This is a genomic window from Pseudoalteromonas sp. PS1M3 (genome assembly GCF_016865405.1).
Classification (GTDB): domain Bacteria; phylum Pseudomonadota; class Gammaproteobacteria; order Enterobacterales; family Alteromonadaceae; genus Pseudoalteromonas; species Pseudoalteromonas marina.
The window spans coordinates 694,436-711,752 of record NZ_AP022625.1; the positions used below are offsets into that span (position 1 = coordinate 694,436).

12 protein-coding genes and 1 pseudogene are annotated in these 17,317 nt (G+C 36.6%); 10 read left to right on the forward strand and 3 right to left on the reverse strand.

Annotated elements, in window-relative coordinates; translation table 11 throughout:
• Window positions 1-114: 114 nt before the first annotated feature.
• Window positions 115-924, forward strand: coding sequence for a pyruvate, water dikinase regulatory protein (locus PS1M3_RS19840; RefSeq protein ID WP_006793240.1), 810 nt, complete (start codon window positions 115-117; stop codon window positions 922-924).
• A gap of 65 nt (window positions 925-989) precedes the next feature.
• Here the strand turns inward: PS1M3_RS19840 and PS1M3_RS19845 are convergent, their stop codons facing one another.
• Window positions 990-2,339, reverse strand: a complete 1,350-nt coding sequence (locus PS1M3_RS19845; RefSeq protein WP_203987632.1) for a class II 3-deoxy-7-phosphoheptulonate synthase — start codon at window positions 2,337-2,339, stop codon at window positions 990-992.
• Between the two features lie 582 nt (window positions 2,340-2,921).
• Here PS1M3_RS19845 and PS1M3_RS19850 point away from each other — a divergent pair.
• On the forward strand, window positions 2,922-3,797 hold the full coding sequence (locus PS1M3_RS19850) for a DNA replication terminus site-binding protein (protein ID WP_039037341.1): 876 nt from the start codon (window positions 2,922-2,924) through the stop codon (window positions 3,795-3,797).
• Between the two features lie 63 nt (window positions 3,798-3,860).
• Here the strand turns inward: PS1M3_RS19850 and PS1M3_RS19855 are convergent, their stop codons facing one another.
• Complete coding sequence (locus tag PS1M3_RS19855) at window positions 3,861-5,075, reverse strand: hypothetical protein (protein ID WP_006793243.1); 1,215 nt, start codon at window positions 5,073-5,075, stop codon at window positions 3,861-3,863.
• 775 nt (window positions 5,076-5,850) lie between these two features.
• Between PS1M3_RS19855 and PS1M3_RS19860 the strand changes: the two genes are divergently transcribed.
• From PS1M3_RS19860 to PS1M3_RS19890, 7 genes and pseudogenes are all read left to right on the forward strand, one after another.
• Window positions 5,851-7,089, forward strand: a complete 1,239-nt coding sequence (locus PS1M3_RS19860) for an AAA family ATPase (RefSeq protein ID WP_006793244.1) — start codon at window positions 5,851-5,853, stop codon at window positions 7,087-7,089.
• Window positions 7,090-7,104: 15 nt separating this feature from the next.
• The gene (locus PS1M3_RS19865; protein ID WP_203987634.1) at window positions 7,105-8,067 is read left to right on the forward strand and encodes a transcriptional regulator; all 963 of its coding nucleotides are present in this window, start codon (window positions 7,105-7,107) and stop codon (window positions 8,065-8,067) included.
• A 423-nt stretch (window positions 8,068-8,490) separates the two neighbouring features.
• Window positions 8,491-11,637, forward strand: a pseudogene (locus tag PS1M3_RS19870) (DEAD/DEAH box helicase).
• A 666-nt stretch (window positions 11,638-12,303) separates the two neighbouring features.
• Window positions 12,304-13,770, forward strand: coding sequence for a DNA recombination protein RmuC (gene rmuC / locus PS1M3_RS19875; RefSeq protein WP_138740726.1), 1,467 nt, complete (start codon window positions 12,304-12,306; stop codon window positions 13,768-13,770).
• 124 nt (window positions 13,771-13,894) lie between these two features.
• Window positions 13,895-14,476, forward strand: a complete 582-nt coding sequence (locus PS1M3_RS19880; protein WP_138740725.1) for a hypothetical protein — start codon at window positions 13,895-13,897, stop codon at window positions 14,474-14,476.
• A gap of 54 nt (window positions 14,477-14,530) precedes the next feature.
• Entirely contained in the window at window positions 14,531-14,983 is a 453-nt protein-coding gene (locus PS1M3_RS19885; protein ID WP_203987637.1) for a GNAT family N-acetyltransferase, read from the forward strand.
• Window positions 14,984-15,040: 57 nt separating this feature from the next.
• Entirely contained in the window at window positions 15,041-15,448 is a 408-nt protein-coding gene (locus PS1M3_RS19890) for a hypothetical protein (protein ID WP_203987640.1), read from the forward strand.
• On the opposite strand, the gene PS1M3_RS19895 is transcribed toward PS1M3_RS19890, so the two are convergent.
• A complete protein-coding gene (locus PS1M3_RS19895; RefSeq protein ID WP_010556155.1) occupies window positions 15,445-15,849 on the reverse strand; it encodes a MerR family transcriptional regulator in 405 nt (134 codons plus the stop codon). The genes PS1M3_RS19890 and PS1M3_RS19895 overlap by 4 nt on opposite strands.
• Before the next feature lie 92 nt (window positions 15,850-15,941).
• Between PS1M3_RS19895 and PS1M3_RS19900 the strand changes: the two genes are divergently transcribed.
• The gene (locus PS1M3_RS19900; protein ID WP_203987643.1) at window positions 15,942-17,183 is read left to right on the forward strand and encodes an NADH:flavin oxidoreductase/NADH oxidase family protein; all 1,242 of its coding nucleotides are present in this window, start codon (window positions 15,942-15,944) and stop codon (window positions 17,181-17,183) included.
• Window positions 17,184-17,317: the final 134 nt, after the last annotated feature.

Consider the following 17,317-nt stretch of genomic DNA (forward strand, 5'->3'; position numbering starts at 1 on the left):
GAGTTAAGAAAGAAAACCTTTTATAAAGGCCACCTTCATTCTACACTGGCAACAGTCCTCGCGTAAACCGTGAGTAACCCATTTTAGGGATTAAAAGTAACAAAAAGGTTAATTATGAGAACTGCATTTTATATATCTGATGGAACAGCAATTACATCAGAAGTGTTTGGTCATGCAACGTTATCTTTGTTTCCAATCGATTTTAATCATAAAACTATTCCTTTCGTAGAAACAGAAGAAAAAGCACACGAAATTAAAGCGTTAATTAATGCAACAGCTGCAAAAACAGGTGAAAAACCCTTTGTGTTTTTTACATTTGTGAATCACAGTTTGAGCGAAATCATAAAGTCAGCGGATGCTATCCCGTATGATTTTTTGACCACTTATAGCGAAAAAATTGAAAAAGAATTACAGGTGGCGCCTGTACCAAAAATGCACCGTACACACTCTATACACGAAAAAAGTTATGACTTTAGAATAGACGCGGTGAATTATGCTTTAATGAATGACGACGGCGGCAATATCAAAAACTTTTCCGAGGCAGATATTATTTTAATAGGTGTGAGCCGAAGTGGTAAAACCCCAACGAGCTTATATTTAGCGTTGCAATATGGCATAAAAGCAGCAAACTACCCTATTACAGAAGAAGATTTAGAAAGCGAAGGCTTGCCGAAATGTTTAGTACCTTATAAACATAAATTGTTTGGTTTAACTATTGACCCAGAGAGACTTGCTGCAATTAGGCATCGACGCATGGCCAACTCTAAATATGCATCTATAAGGCAGTGTCGTATTGAAGTACGTGAGGTTGAAATGCTTTACAAGCGTCATAAAATTGCCTACTTCAATTCAACCCACCATTCTGTTGAAGAAATTTCTGCAAAAATATTAATGGATACGGATTTAGAGCGTCGTAAGTACTAACTTAGTTAAATATTTACGCCACAAAAAAGCCGCTGTTAAGCGGCTTTTTTTATATGTTCGAAACTTTATTTACGTGCGTTTTTTAATAAATCAGCAACTAAAAACCCTAGCTCTAATACTTGGTCTGCATTAAGACGTGGGTCACACTGTGTTTTGTAGCGTTGTGCTAAATCGTCGTCTGATAGACCATATGCTCCGCCGGTACACTCTGTAACGTGCTGACCTGTCATTTCTAGGTGTACGCCACCTGCATATGAACCTTCTGCTTTGTGAACAGAGAAAAACTGGCTGATTTCGCGCATTATATTGTCGAAATTACGCGTTTTGTATCCAGAGGTCGCTTTTTCAGTATTGCCATGCATTGGGTCTGAACTCCAAATTACCTTACGCCCTTCTTGTTGTACTTTACGTACGAGTGCTGGTAGTTTCTCTGGCAGTACATCTGCCCCCATGCGTGTAATTAAGGTTAGTCGTCCTGGAATATTGTCAGGATTTAATGCATCAATTAGGCGGATTAATTCATCTGGGTCCATACCAGGACCTACTTTTACACCAATTGGGTTTTTAATTCCTTTAAAAAACTCAATGTGTGCGTGGTCTAATTGACGTGTACGTTCACCGATCCAAACAAAATGCGCTGAACAGTCATACCAGTCGCCTGATAAGTGATCGCGTCGTGTTAGTGCTTCTTCATAGCCCAGTAACAATGCTTCGTGAGATGTGTAGAGATCTGTCTCTTTAAGGCTTGGTGCAATGGTCGAATTAATACCGCACACTTCCATAAACTCTAGTGCGTCTTGAATTTTATCAGCAAGCTGTTGGTACTTTTGCTTTTGAGGATTGGCGGCTACAAACCCCATGTTCCAGCGATTGACCTGGTGTAAATCTGCAAGGCCACCTTGTGCAAATGCACGTAGTAAGTTTAATGTAGCTGCGCTATGGTGGTAAGCCGTCATTAAACGTTGCGGATCGGGTATGCGGGCTTCAGCTGTAAAGTCTATGTTGTTAATTATGTCGCCACGGTATGATGGAAGTGAAACACCGTCAATAGTTTCTAAATCAGCAGAACGTGGTTTTGCATACTGTCCAGCCATACGGGCAATTTTTACAACTGGGCATTTACCGCCGTAGGTTAAAACTACAGCCATTTGTAAAATTGTTTTAAATGTGTCGCGAATGTTTGCTGCATTAAAATCACTAAACGATTCTGCACAGTCGCCACCTTGAAGTAAAAATGCACGGCCTTCACATACATCTTCAAGTTGCTTAAATAAACTACGAGTTTCTTCTGCAAAAACTAATGGGGGTGCAGTTTTTAATTGGCCTTCAACAGATTTTAACACGTCTTGATCTGGGTATTGTGGCTGCTGCAGTATTGGCAGCTCTCTCCAGCTATTTGGGTTCCACGATTGCATATTCTTTCCTCATTCCTACTTTACCTGATGTACTGAAATTAACGTATGCACGTACCTCTGTTCAAGTACTAAATTCACTATTTACTAATTATTTTGTTATGGGCTAGTTATAAACACCAATTAACAACTTTCCATATGTATATATTTCATAAATTAGCTTAATCAAACTATTACTAAAACCATTTATTATCAGTTAATTACACTTATAAATGTTAATTTCAAAGAGTTCGAGAACACTAAGCTTAATACCAGATATTATATACAGAATAAGAAAGAACACATCATACTTAATTTGCGTCAATTGTATTCTAAACTTTACAGTTAAATTTAAAAATTATAATCATGAGGATTGTATTTATATTTATATATGCTAAAGGAGCAAAACCTAGTTTAAGCGGCGGACCTATAACATTAATAATATTTAATATAAATAATAGCTTATATGTCAAATACGTAAGAACACATCATACAAAATTAATAGTATATGTTAATCTAAGCGACAAATGATTAATTAAAATCTAGCTATCAGAGCAAAAGGTTAGTATCATTTCTAGTTAAAGTAAGATGTGTTCTTGGTGTGTGATGGTCTCTAAAATAAAAATAAGAAGTCAGTTTGATTTAATGAGTGAGCTTACCTCATTGTTAATTGATGAACTCAAACAATGTGAATACTCAAAAGCTGAATACTATAAATTGCCTGAGGTTCTTACTAGTGAAGAAAATAATGTCCCGCAAAGTATACCCGTTTCAAAACTAACGGGAGATAATGCCCTACGAGCTATTCTAAATTCATTTACTGATATGTATACAAAGTCAGGGTTAAGTAGCCGAGTACTTAAAAGGCACCCTGGTTTGTTAGTTATAAAAAATGCTAATAAACAGGCACTCAATGATAGGATTAATCAGGTTAATAAAGCTAAAGCAGCATTTAAGGAATGTATTCTAAGTATTGATAACAACGACGCTCGTTTTGAAGCTGTTCATAATGCAGTACCAAATTTAATTACTTTAGCTGCATACAGAAAAATACACAGTGAGAGTGAATCACCTTTTTCTGTTAGATTTACATGGATGCACAAACATGCAACTAAAACCCTCACTAAAAAGATGGCTCTTGAAATGTTGAGTAAATCTGCAGGTTATACAAATCCAAGAATGATCGATCAGCAAAAGTGGCAATCTCTGGTCGCTCAAGAACAAATGAGGATTGCTAGCTTAGGTGAAAAGGAAAAACTAAGAATAAGACGCCCTACTCGAGTTAGTCCTCAAGTAAATATCAGATACACTGCACAAAATCGTTACCACGTTAGTGCTGCATTACCATTTATATTAATAAACCCAGAGCCCGATGTTAAAATAGGAACCTTACCAGATTACGAAAAGCCAGATAGTCATCCTCGAAAACGAGATTATGATTTTCTGGTTGATAGGCTTTACCTTGAACAAGTAACAAATTAATTATGTTAAAAAGGCCACATTTAGTGGCCTTTTAGTATTTGTATAACAAAGATAAATAAAAAACTATTTTTCGACTATTTCTTCTATTTTATCTTCATCTATTAAAACGGCATTTTCAACTATGCGTTTACCGCCTTGAATCTCTATACGTTTGTTATGCTTATTCAATGTAAGTATTTCATCACAAAACTGATCTGACGGATGCATTTCATAGGTGTAATCTATAATATTACCGGTCTTATCGTCTTTAACATTGGTAATGCTGTATTCTGAAATGGCACCCTTTTCTATAAGGTCTTTCATGGTAGTTGTCATATCACGACGTAATGCTTTTAATTTGTTTTCTGTTATGTTGTCGGTTGAGTATATCGAACCATATTTTTCCATAATAGAAAGTAATCTAAAATGATATGTTTTACCCGGTGCCGCGTAGCGCCATAAGTGATACAAACGCAGCATCATCCAACGTGATAAACCACGCTTTAGTTCTTGCGCACTGTTAAAATAATAACCTTTATATTCTAAGTTATCGATCATGTTATGAACGAAAGCATTTAAACAGGCAACACATTTAACATTACCGCCCTGACCTTTTTTCCCACTAAAATGCAAAGACGATAAAAAATTCATATTTGACTCGTAGAATGAATCATCAATATCTGAATTTTTAGTATCTGTTGCAGAGTATTTAAATGAAAGTTTTGACCCTTGAAGTGCTTCAAGTGATTCTTTAATTGCAGGATATGGCATGGACTGACCAACGGCTTTAAGTTCTTGTGCTAATTCGTTCATCGAAAAAACAACGGCATATTGAATACCGGACTTAAAATTTATTTTTACTATTTTACCTTTTGAGGCTAAACGGATAAGAGCTCGTTCTACTTTTTCTTCTCTATCTGATGGCCATACTAGGTATTCAATATCTTCACCGTCTTTGCGGGTACTAACAACGGCTGGTGTTATTTTTATTTCGCCATCGTATAAAATACCATCTACTTTTTCTGATATTTTACGTGTAATGATTGTTTTTTTAGGCGCTTCTTCTAATGGAAGTTTTTTATGACCCGAGCGAACAAAACGTCCCCATAAATCGTAATGATTAAATGTATTTGAATAGGCACGTAAACCATGAGCTGCATTCTCAATAGAAATGCGAACATCTTTGTTATCAGTAAATAGTGCTAAACTTTCATTATCAATTGCACTTTCCACCCCGTGAATTTGGCCTCTTAGTGTATCAGGCAAGTTATCTACCGAGATGTTGACCTTTCGGCTCATTGTTCTTATTTCCATTTATTATTGCGACAGCTAATAACAACACATAAAACAAAAAAAGTTAAATGTTTAAGTTAGTATAAAAGTGATCTGGCTCTAATTAATCTACTCAGATCAGTTTTATACTAAGTACTAGCATTTTTCTTTAATTTAAGATCATTATTATACTAACACGTGCATTTCAAATCTCATTTTTACTAACTCAGTTATAAATTTGTCCACTACTATGCTAAATTTAGACTGCAAAGCACGACAAATTTGCTCTTTTTCATACTAGCCTGTGGATAAGGACTTAGTTAGTTAGCATAGATCTGATCTGTACTTACTACAGATCAGATCTATACCAATTGATACCTGCTTTTTCTACATTGAACGGTGCATAACATTCTAATTTACTTAGTAAAAGCATGATCTTAATCGACCTATTTGTTTATAACCTTAAGGGTAAGCTGTGTATAACTATAAAATTTATTTAGCAGTTAATAAAATGCTGATCTGTTAGTTATTAAAGATCTGATCTTAACCACGTATAATGCTGATCTAACTTTTTATAGTTTATCTATATTTATCATATAGTTAAACTATACTTTTAACCTCTTAACCTTTATTACCTTATATATCTAACCACCTTTAAACTTCTTTATTTATACTAAGCAATATTAAAGGTGTAAATTTATATTATGATGTCTTCTTTTTAAAACACATGTCGTCATAAATAGTTGTTTACAGGTATTTGAATGGACATTATACTAATTGCTTAACTTTGAGGAAGGAAAGTATGTCAATTAACAATAATGCGCTTGATACATATCGACTTTTAAAAGCAACTGCCGAAGTTGCTGAAAAGTCATTAGAAGGACGTATTCAACATTATCGCGCTCATCTTAAATCAGAAGAAAAAGAATTAAGAACATACACCCAAAAAGCAGCCGCTGATTTATTAGGATGTAACAATCGTACACTAAAACGTCGTCATGATAATGGCGATTTTGACGATTTGAATATTAAACGGGGCGCTAACGGCCATTATGCTTACACATTGGTTAATATATTTGCAATGGCAGATATTATGGACATAAAGCCAGATCACCGTTCTGATAGTGATAAACTACAAGTTATTGTTATTAATTCACTCAAAGGGGGCTGTGGCAAAACAACCAGTATGGTTAACATTGCAGCGGCACTTGCCACTACTAATATTAAGCGATACCGAATTGGGATTATAGATTTAGACCCTCAAGGTTCTTCATCGAGTTTTTTCCCATCGAGTGAACACGATCCCATTACTGTTGGGGATCTAATGCGCGATTGTATCGACTTAGACGACGGTGAAACCTGGCCAGAATTTGTTTCAAGTTCATTTTTACCAACACATATTCCTAATATTCGTGTTTTACCTTCAGGTATGGATGACTTTTACTTTGAACACGAAACCGCCACTTTACTCAAAGACACATCAAATTATGAAGAAACACGTCACTATCACAAATTACTCGAAAAAGTAATTGATCCGGTAAAAGACGAGTTCGACATATTACTAATCGACACTGCCCCTACCCTTAACTTTATGTTTTATAATGCATTAATGGCATCTACTGCTATGTTAATTCCTGTTCATCCAGAAGCTGTTGATTTTGATGCTAATAATAAATATTTAAAACGTTTAGGTGAGATTTATCATACTGTTGCCGCACTTGGCCATGAAGGTTGGGACTTTATGCAGTTTTTAGTTACTAATTACGTAAAAGGTAACCATTCACAACGTGACATTGTTAAAGATGTACGTAGTGCTTTTGGTCGCCAAGTAATGAGTTACCCAATTAACCACAGTTCAGCTATCACGGCGAGCTCATCATCGTTCAATACCATTTTTGATCAAAAAGCATCAGACAGTTTAGCAAGTCGCGAGTCTCTTATGCGTGCTCAAGAAAATATTAAAGACGTTGTTGACGAACTTGAAATGCTGATCAGATCCAATTGGCAATCTACTCAATCAAAATTAAATACACCTAAGTAAGGATGTTAAATAATAATGGCTAAAAAACGTAAAAACGACACCCGCTTAGACCCATTTGCAACAGCTGTAGGAAATAGCAGCCTAGATGCGCTTTTAGAACAAGCTAATGCTGGCGATGTAATTAAAATGCCAGCACCGAGTGATTCTTCGCGACAAATTACCCTTGTTTGTAAAGTAATCTCACATGCTGATATTGAAAAAACGACTCATGTTTATGGCAAAAACCGTCGTGTTCAGTCGCTTTTAAATGAAAAATCGGTGTCGGATATTCTTCCTGCTATTCGTGAAGACGGACGAAATCAGCATCCTGCTCTGCTTTGGGAGCAAGGAGATACAAGTTTAGTACTCGCTGGTTCTCGCCGCAGAATGGCATGTATTTTAGGTAATGCAGATTATCTTGTTTTAAGTTCAAGCGATTTCACAGAGCAAGATGCTAAAATTTTAGCTGTTTCGTCTGACCAATATATAGCCCCCAGCTTGTGGGAATTAGGTCAAGCTTATCAACAAACCAAAAACGAACTTCTTGAACAAGGTAAAAAAGGATCGTATCGCGAAATTGCAGCCATTGAAGGTGTATCCCACACAGCAATTGCAGATGCAATAAAAGCGTATGAGCAAATACCGTCTTCTGTTATTGCTTTGTACCCAACAGCAAATCACGTTGGTAGAGAAGTCGCTAAAAAGCTTGTTATTGCCAAGGAGCGCGATGCTGAGAGCTTTAACCTGTTAGTAGCTAATGTTGCTAGTAACGCTGAGGTAAACGCCATCACAAGTGACGACAAGCGTGCTATGGCTATCACTAAGTTATTGACTGCAGAACCTCAAGCACCTTCAAAGAAAGAAGCTGTGTTGGAAAACGAGTATGTAATGTTGCAACGAAACTTAAAAAGTGGCGATGTGTCGATTAAAATTAATAATAAAGTAATGACCGACAAACGTTTAGAGCAGTTGACCAAGTTATTAAGTGCATTTAATTAGTTAGTAAAATAACGATCTGCTAGGTCCTATCAGTTAGTTAAACTATGATCTAGCAGTCTGTCTAGTTAGTAAAAATTTGATCTATATTAGTGTTGTTATAGCTGTTTTACTTAAATAGCCTTAATGAGATCATTTTTTTACTAACTACTATCCATTTTCTGGTCCTTCTTCTGTAGTTATCTTATCTCTTAGTAAAATTATGATCTGTAAAGCCCCTACGCTGTGTGTAAGGTGTTTATATTTTGTTTGTTATTTGTGGGTTACTGTTCGTTTTTTATTGCGCTGCTGTTTAACACCTTAAACCGAATTTTTACTAACCTATCAACTCCAACCAGTTTACATTACTGTGAATAGTGCTTTAGCTCAGCGCTTATAAGGCATATACTGGGAAAATTATTTTAAAAAATTAATCTTTTGAGTGACATGTCTGCTAACTTATCAAAAAATGATTTACTGGCTATTTTTGAAGAAATTAAAAATGAGCAGGCTACCCAGTTTCCTCTTTCTGAGCGTTTTATAAATAAACTGTTTAAGCCAAATGTGTTGGCAAAGGGTAAAGCGTATTATAAAAATGGTAAAATCGCCTGGTTAGAACATAACAGTGATTTTTCGGTGATAGACTCAACCGTTCAAAGTGATACCGGCGCCTCTTATAATCAGCGAATCGAGATCAGTAAATTACCAACAGGTTATTCTGTTGATACCCACTGTACCTGTAATATCAAATCTAAATGCCTACACCTAGCAGCCATTTTGTTAAAGCTCAAAATTGAGCACTCCGGTGAGTATGGCGAAGACTATTTTATAAATGATTGGTTCAGCGAATTAAGTACACTTAAAAGTACCGAATCAACAACACCGTCTCAAGTACTACTTTTTGTATTAAGTGTTGAAAATAAAAAAGTATTTATATCTCCTAAAATAGCTAATTTCGACAAAGACCAAAATTATACCTTAGGGCGCAATCTAACCGACCAGCAATTAAATAGCTTTATAACGCCAAATGATTTACTTGAAAGCGACTTTAGACTTTATAGTTGGATTCGTTCACAAAATGCAGTTGGTAGTCTTGAGTTAAAAGGTCAATGGGGGTTTAGCGCGTTACAGCAGTTGATTGCAACCGAGCGCTTATTTTTGCATCGTTCTCGAACTGCAATAAAGCCTCAAAGTGGCCAGGCGCTTAGTTTTAATTGGCAACAAGAAAAAGAGCTTACAAAATTAGTCGTTAATTTAGAACAAAGTAAAAATTGGGCGGTACTCAAAACTACACCTCCTACATACCTTGACCTTGACCACTTAAAAGTTGGCCGTATACGCACACCGTTAAGTGGCGATGAAATAGCCCACTTACAAACCATGCCTGCAATACACAGCCCTAATTTCGACCGTATTTATAAACAGCTTGCAGATAACTTTGGTGCGGGTGTTATTCCCCATCCTACCAATACGCAATCTGTTTTACCGCATACAGCAAGTAATGCAGTAATTAAAGTGACTATGGAAGAGACTGGTTTAAGGCTGTCTTTATCATTTAAGTATAAAAATAAACATTACCCCGCAGGTACAGCGCCAAATAATTTAATTAACAGCGCGTTTGAAAATACAGTAACCAATGAGCTTGTTAATTTAGGTTTTGAATTTTGTAAAGGGGGTTTACAAAGCGAGTTTACTTTTAATAAGCAATCAGCAATTCATTTGCACTGGTTAACTTACGAGGTATTTCCTAGCTTTAAAGAGCATGGTTGGAAAGTAACTGTTGGTAAGATGGGTATCGCCAATCCGCAAAGTGAAGTTACACTGATTGCTAATAGAGCTGCAGGGCATCAAATGCACTGTAAAGTGCTTATTAACAGCAGCAAGCTTTCACAACTTTTTAGCAATGAAGATTCACTTTATCAATCGTTAAATCGACAAAGTCAGTTATTTCATTACTACCCTGTTGGCCGCCAATTTGGTGTTATTAATAAGTCAGCCATGAACGTTTTGTCTGATTTTAAGCAACGTTTTGAGTTTGTAAAAACACGTGACGAATTCAATATACCCCTTTCGTACTTGCCAGAACTTGTAAAACACACTGCAATTAATGTTGAGCTGCACGACGACTCACTCGAGCTCTATCTTGAGGAGCTTAACAATACACATAAAACAATGCCGAGCGTATCGTTGCATGGTTTAAATGAGTCTGTCGAACTTAGAGAGTATCAACAGCAAGGTGTTGATTGGCTGAGTTTTTTAAAACGCCACAAACTTGGTGGCATTTTAGCTGACGATATGGGGTTAGGTAAAACGCTGCAGGTTATTGCGTTTTTAACGAGTACGTATAATCGTCCGCAGGCAGGTCCTACACTAATCGTGTGTCCAACCAGTTTAGTGAGTAACTGGCAAAACGAAATACTTAAATTTACCAAAGGATTAAAGGTAACCACCATATTTGGGTCTAATCGTAACGAGCCACTGCAACACCTAGCGCAAGCACAGTGTATATTGACTACTTACCCTTTGTTAAAACGTGATATAGCTTATTATTCACCGCTTTTTTTTGAAAACATAGTGCTAGACGAAGCGCAATATATTAAAAATGACACGGCGCAAGTATCTCGATTGGTAAAACGTCTTAATGCTGATTTTAAATTGTGCTTAAGCGGTACCCCAATCGAAAACAACTTGCTTGAACTCAAGTCTTTACTCGACTTTGCTATGCCCTCTCTTTTAGGCTCTCAGGCTCATTTTAAACAACATTTTCAAACGCCTATTGAGCGTGAGGCCGACATGCAGCGTGCAGAGCAATTAAAAGCACTCATAATGCCGTTTATACTGCGCCGAACAAAAGCACAAGTGGCGCAAGAACTGCCGCAAAAAACAGAAATAACTAAAGAGTTTGAGTTTGAGCCCAAACAAAAAGAAATGTATCAAGGGATAACACGTGCCCTTGAAGAAAAACTTATTGATTTATTTGCTGAGCAAGGCGTTCAAAAAAGTAAACTTGCCTTTTTAGAGGCTTTACTGAAGCTAAGACAAATTTGTTGTCATCCAAAGCTCATTGAACCTGATACACAAGCCGGGTCTGCAAAATTAGAATGGTTATCTACTCACCTTCCTTTAATGCTAAGTTTGGGGCGTAAAGTAATTATATTTAGCCAATTTACATCAGCGTTAGATTTAATTGCTAAGCAATTAACTGAATTGGACATTAACTTTAGTTTATTAACAGGCCAAACTCGCCATCGCGATAAAGTTATAGATGAGTTTACCAGTGGCAAAACGTCTGTTTTTTTAATTAGCTTAAAAGCAGGCGGCACTGGGCTTAATTTAACGCAAGCCGATACGGTTATTCATTTCGATCCATGGTAGAACCCCGCAGTAGAAAAACAAGCCACCGATCGTGCCTATCGTATTGGGCAAACAAACCCAGTTTTTGTTTATAAGTTGATTATGAGTCATTCAATTGAACAAAAAGTATTTAAAATGCAAGAAGATAAACAAGCACTTGTTGATGCATTATTTACAGACAAATCAATGAGTTTTACACAGTTCGATGAGCAACAAATGCTATCACTTATAAAAAATTAATTTATTTTAAAATTAGTGCGATCTTTTTTGAACTTATTTAACTGTAGGGCGTCTACTATTATGCTTGTTGATTAATTGCAGTTAACACAAGTTTTCATGTTGATTCCCTATTTAGTTACTAATTTTTAGTAATGATTAAGCCAGTTCATTTTGAACTGGCTTTTTTTATGCCTGTTTTTAGTGTTTAGTTGCTTATTAGTCGGGGCTAAAGTTATTTAAATTAATTTGAGCTTTTTTTTGAACTTATTTGAACTCAGGTCGTCTACTATTATGCTTGTTGATTAATTGCAGTTAACACAAGTTTTCATGTTGATTCCCCCCCATTTAGTTACTTATTTAGTAATGATCAAGCCAGTTCATTTTGAACTGGCTTTTTTTATGTTTAATTTTTACCGTTTAATGCTTTATTTGCCAAAGATCAGTTTTTTAAAATAATTTGATCTTTTAATGAACTTAATTCAAAACAGGGCGTCTACTATTGTGCTTGTTGATTAATTGCAGTTAATTCAAGTTTTATGTTGATTCCCCTGTTGTGTTACTTATTTAGTAATGGTTGAGCCAGTTCATTTGAACTGGCTTTTTTTATGGCTGTTATTTGTTACCCCCTACTTCTACTCAAACTTATTCGTTATGATGGCATGTCCATAAATTTTATAAGTTTATTTTATGATTACTCAAATACTCACCCAAATTGATTGGGTAAGCACAGCTGCAGGGTTTACGGCAGGTGTTGTGCTTTATAGTGTTATTGGTGTTTTGCCTCGCAGAAAATTAAAAAAAGCAATTAACGAGCAACAACAGCAACTCTCTTTATTACAAAGTCAGTTCGATAACAAAGCTGAGCAACTTAGCGCCTTACAAGATGAACATGAGTTGCTTGAGCATAGCCACCAAGAACAACGCGACGAAGCGCAGCATTTTAAAACGCGCTGCAGTGAACAAGAAAAACAAAGCATGCAATACAATCAGTTTTGGCAAAAAGCCGAAACAGAAATAACGCAGTTGCGTGCACAATATAATCAACGCGATGTAGAGCTTAACTCCATGCGAACTATGCTTGAGCAAAAGCAGCAAAGCTTTACTGAGCAGTTAGCTCAAATAGAAGAAAGTAAAAACGTACTTAAAAAAGAGTTTGAAAATTTAGCCAATAAAATCCTCGATGAAAAAACCCAAAGCTTTAAAGTGACTAACCAAGAAAGTATTGAACAACTGCTTAAACCCGTTCAAGGTGAGTTAAAAGGCTTTAGAGATAAAATGGAATCAATTCATGTTGAGGACTTAAAACAGCGTGCACAATTAAAAACTGAGCTTTTACATTTACAAGCCAAAAGCCAATCCATCACAGAGCAAGCCGATAAGCTAAGTAACGCCTTACAAGGGCAAAAGAAAACCCAAGGTAACTGGGGCGAACTCATGCTCGAAAATGTACTCGATAGCGCAGGCTTACGCGCGGGTACCGATTACAAACGCGAGGTCTCGTTTAATACCGAGGACGGTCGTTTGCGCCCAGATGTTGTAGTGTACTTACCACAAGAGCGACATTTAGTTATAGATGCAAAAACATCCCTTAATGCCTACACCCGTTATGTAAATGCTGAAAATGAACTAGATGCTAATCAAGCTATTAAAGAGCATGTAAATGCAGTTACGGCTCGAATAAACGAACTAGCCAGTAAGTCATATGACCGCCTCCCTGGGTTAAATTCACCTGAGGTTGTCATTATGTTCGTACCTATAGAGTCAGCCTTTGTAGAGGCGCTTAAATATCAAAGTGATATTTATCAACAAGCGATAGAAAAAAACATTCTGGTCGCTACTCCCACTACGCTGTTAACCAGTTTAAATATTGTTAAACAGCTGTGGCGTTTTGAAGAGCAAACTAAATATTCAAAGGAGCTGGCAAATCGAGCAGAGCGCTTCTACAACAAATTAAATGGCTTTTTACTCAGCATGGAAGGTGTTGGTAAACAATTAGACCGAGCAAAAGAAAGTTACGACAAGGCCTTTTCTCAGCTTTACCGAGGTAAGGGAAACTTAATTAAACAAGCCGCCGAATTTAAAGAGCTTGGTGTATCTGTTCAAAAAGAGTTACCCAACGAGAGCGTAGAGCGAGCACAGCTAGAGTTAGATTAGTCCTTTTAGCTTTATAAAAGCGCTTATAAATTGTAAGCGCTATTGTTCACACTTTTTTCAGGTCAATGCACCTAATTATTTGGCTTGAACACACATACAAAAATCAATAAAAGGAACAACGCGAATGAACGCTAAAATTATTATTTTTGCCTTAAGCCTATTAAGCTTTTTTGCCCAAGCTTCAAATGAAAAAGCGTATCAGCCAACAGAAGCTGATTATAGTGAAGGAGAAAAGTGGGTATGGAAATATAAAGGGGTAACACCTAGCAATGAAATACGTGCACAAGGCACCGATACTAAACAAATAGTCAGCGAAAATGGCGCACTTAGTATGTTAACGGCTAAGGGGTCTACGTTACTAAAGGTATTAACAAAACCAAATAACAGTAAAACCTCTCGTTATTATTGGCCGTTATATGTAGGCAAAACATGGGTATTTGAAGAGCACTGGGAAAGCGAAGATGGCACCAAAGGCTCAACAATTCAAAACGCTAAAGTTGTCTCTTTTAAAGATGAAAAAGTAGAGGCGGGCACATATAAAGCCTACACCATTGAGTACACGGGTAAAATTACTAATTCGAGAGGCTATTCAGCCGACACACAAGACATACACTTGTATGCACCAACACTAAAAACATTCATTAAGTTAACTCAGCGTCAAAAAGGGTATTTATACGTTGAAGAGCTAATTGAATATACCAATTAATAATTCATTTTTTCCAATCGCTGCAGTATCTAAAAATAAATAAGTGAAATTAAAATGATCACTCAACTAAAAAATGCAGTTCCTTCTGTTGCAGAGCAAATTTATAACGTTTTTCAATGTGCTTATAAAATAGAGGCGCTTTTAATAAAGGCTGAACATTTTCCCCCTCTTAGCAGAACGCAGCATGCCATTGTGCGCAGCAACGCGCTATTTTATGGTTTTTATTATGAGAGTACGCTTGCGGGGGTTATAGAAATTACAGTAAAAAATAAGTGCTTAAGTATCGAAAGCTTAACAGTGCACCCTTGCTACTTTAAAAAAGGAATCGCAGGGAAGTTAATTACTCATGCGCTTACTTTGCATACGTATAATAAAGCTATAGTAGAAACTGCTGTAGCAAATACGCCAGCAATAAATTTATATAAAAAACATGGCTTTTCTGAATATAAACAGTGGTTGCCCGCACATGGTATTTTAAAAACAGCAATGCAGCTTGAAGTTCACTAACAAAATATGTGATTAAGTTTTCCGCTTTTAATTAATAAGCCTGATAGGAAGAAAAACATGACAAAAAATAAACTAATTAAATTTGGTTTTATTATGGCTGCGGCCATGAATATAGGTGGTGTTTTACTGTTCTCGCGGTTATTTACAAATTCCATGATAAACGAACTAGACCCTGTTGTTATGTCTAATTTTGGCTTGTTAATGATTGTTATATGGGGCTTAGCATATTTGGCTAGTGCTTTTATTACCTCAAATATAAAGTGGTTAGCTGGCGCTTTTGTAATTGAAAAACTGGTTTATGTTGTTGCTTGGTCATTATGGTTAGCAAACAATAACCTTGATGACGTTTACGATAAAGATGTATTCGCTGGGATTTTTTACAGTATTTACGGTATCAACGATTTTGTGTTTATGGTGTTTTTTGCTTGGGTATTTTTAACACAGATCAAAGCACCTAACCGTTAAAACTGAACCTCATCCAATAAGTCACTCATTTGTTGTTGTGTTAAACATTGTCCATTTGACCAGCTAGCATTTAATTGCGTGACTAAATCACCAATACGCTGCGACTTTTTTTGCAGCTGAGCAATCAGCGCATTCGCTTCGTTTTGCTTTTGCTGCAAACGCTCAATAATAACAGTGTGATCCAGATCATTTTCTGGCGTTTTTAATGTTGGTATCTCCTCTAACGAAAACCCTAAACTTTGTGCAAACTTAATCATTTTTATTTGCTCAATGCTTGAATGCTCGTATTGCCTATAACCATTACTGTTGCGGCTGCCTTTTGGTAATAAACCTTTACCTTCGTAATAACGAATTGTACTGGGGGCAACGCCAACAAGATTTGCAAGCTCACTTATTTTCATAGTGGTCCTAAATTAGTTATAAATACTGCCTTGACCTTAAAGCTGACTTTAAAGTTATAGTGGCATTAATGTCAATTTAAACGGTTACTAACATGCCAAAAAATCAACAACAGAGCGTATTTACATCGGTTACTTTACCTAGCGGTTTAGTATTAAAAAATAGGCTAGTAAAAGCGGCCATGGAAGAAAATCTAGCAGATGCCGATCTCACACCCTCTCAAGTACTTAAAAATTGTTATAACGCATGGGCTAAGGGCGGGGTTGGTTTAATTATTACCGGTAATGTAATGGTTGATCACTTAGCTATGACTGGCCCCGGTGGCCTTGCGCTTGAGCATAATACCGATATAACGCCTTTTGCGGAGCTTGCGCGTTTAGGGCAGCAAAACGACAGTAAAATTGTGATGCAAATTAATCACCCAGGTCGTCAAGTGTTTAAAAAAATGGGGGGAAAGGTTCTTTCAGCCTCCAATGTGGCATTAAGCATGGGAAAACACTCTCATTTATTTGGCCAGCCAAAAGCAATGACACACAATGAAATTGATGATGTGATTGAGCGATTCACAAATACGGCATTACAAGCACAAAAGGCAGGGTTCGATGGCGTGCAAATACATGCGGCTCATGGTTACTTATTAGCACAGTTTTTATCGCCTTTAACCAATAAGCGTGATGATAAATACGGTGGTAGCCTTGAAAATCGAGCGCGTTTACTCACACAAATAACGCAAAAGATTAAGGCTAGTTGCGCAAATAACTTTTCGGTATCGGTTAAACTAAATTCGGCTGATTTTCAGCGCGGTGGATTTGAACCTAGCGACGCCCAAGCAGTAATTACTCTATTAAGTGACTTAAATATAGATTTTGTTGAGCTTTCGGGCGGTAGTTACGAAGCACCTGCCATGCAAGGTAAAACGGCCGATGAACGTACACTCGCTCGTGAAGCGTACTTTTTAGAATTTGCCAAAACAATTAGTGAACAATCCAGTATTCCTATTATGACCACGGGTGGTATCAGTCGCCTATCAGTGGCTAATAATGTTATTGATTCTGGCGTAGCTTTGGCCGGTATTGCAACGGCACTTGCGTATAAACCTGATTTAGTCAGTATTTGGCAAAAACAACCCGAGTTTATTCCTGCAGCGCCAAACGTTCAGATTAAAGATAAAACCATAGCAGGCCTTGCCACCATGGCATTAGTAAAAAGGCAAATTCGTCGTATAGGCCAAGGCAAAGGTGCGAAAGAAAATGCATCAGCAGTGTTTACTTTAATTTGCGACCAAATTAGATCTCTCAAATTAACAAAGCGCTATAAAAAACATTATATTGAATAGTCTGAAACTTAGTTGATTAGAAATAGTCCCCATAGCCGCCGTTGTAGTCTCTATTAATTAGGTTTCTTAATTGTTAAAAATACGCTAAAGTTTAATTAGCATATTTATATGATAAAAAATCAAAGGAGAACAGG

Coding starts and splice junctions, on each gene's coding strand:
- PS1M3_RS19840 (WP_006793240.1), top strand. CDS start 115: ATGAGAACTGCATTTTATATATCTGATGGAACAGCAATTACATCAGAA.
- PS1M3_RS19845 (WP_203987632.1), bottom strand. CDS start 2,339: ATGCAATCGTGGAACCCAAATAGCTGGAGAGAGCTGCCAATACTGCAG.
- PS1M3_RS19850 (WP_039037341.1), top strand. CDS start 2,922: ATGGTCTCTAAAATAAAAATAAGAAGTCAGTTTGATTTAATGAGTGAG.
- PS1M3_RS19855 (WP_006793243.1), bottom strand. CDS start 5,075: ATGAGCCGAAAGGTCAACATCTCGGTAGATAACTTGCCTGATACACTA.
- PS1M3_RS19860 (WP_006793244.1), top strand. CDS start 5,851: ATGTCAATTAACAATAATGCGCTTGATACATATCGACTTTTAAAAGCA.
- PS1M3_RS19865 (WP_203987634.1), top strand. CDS start 7,105: ATGGCTAAAAAACGTAAAAACGACACCCGCTTAGACCCATTTGCAACA.
- rmuC (WP_138740726.1), top strand. CDS start 12,304: ATGATTACTCAAATACTCACCCAAATTGATTGGGTAAGCACAGCTGCA.
- PS1M3_RS19880 (WP_138740725.1), top strand. CDS start 13,895: ATGAACGCTAAAATTATTATTTTTGCCTTAAGCCTATTAAGCTTTTTT.
- PS1M3_RS19885 (WP_203987637.1), top strand. CDS start 14,531: ATGATCACTCAACTAAAAAATGCAGTTCCTTCTGTTGCAGAGCAAATT.
- PS1M3_RS19890 (WP_203987640.1), top strand. CDS start 15,041: ATGACAAAAAATAAACTAATTAAATTTGGTTTTATTATGGCTGCGGCC.
- PS1M3_RS19895 (WP_010556155.1), bottom strand. CDS start 15,849: ATGAAAATAAGTGAGCTTGCAAATCTTGTTGGCGTTGCCCCCAGTACA.
- PS1M3_RS19900 (WP_203987643.1), top strand. CDS start 15,942: ATGCCAAAAAATCAACAACAGAGCGTATTTACATCGGTTACTTTACCT.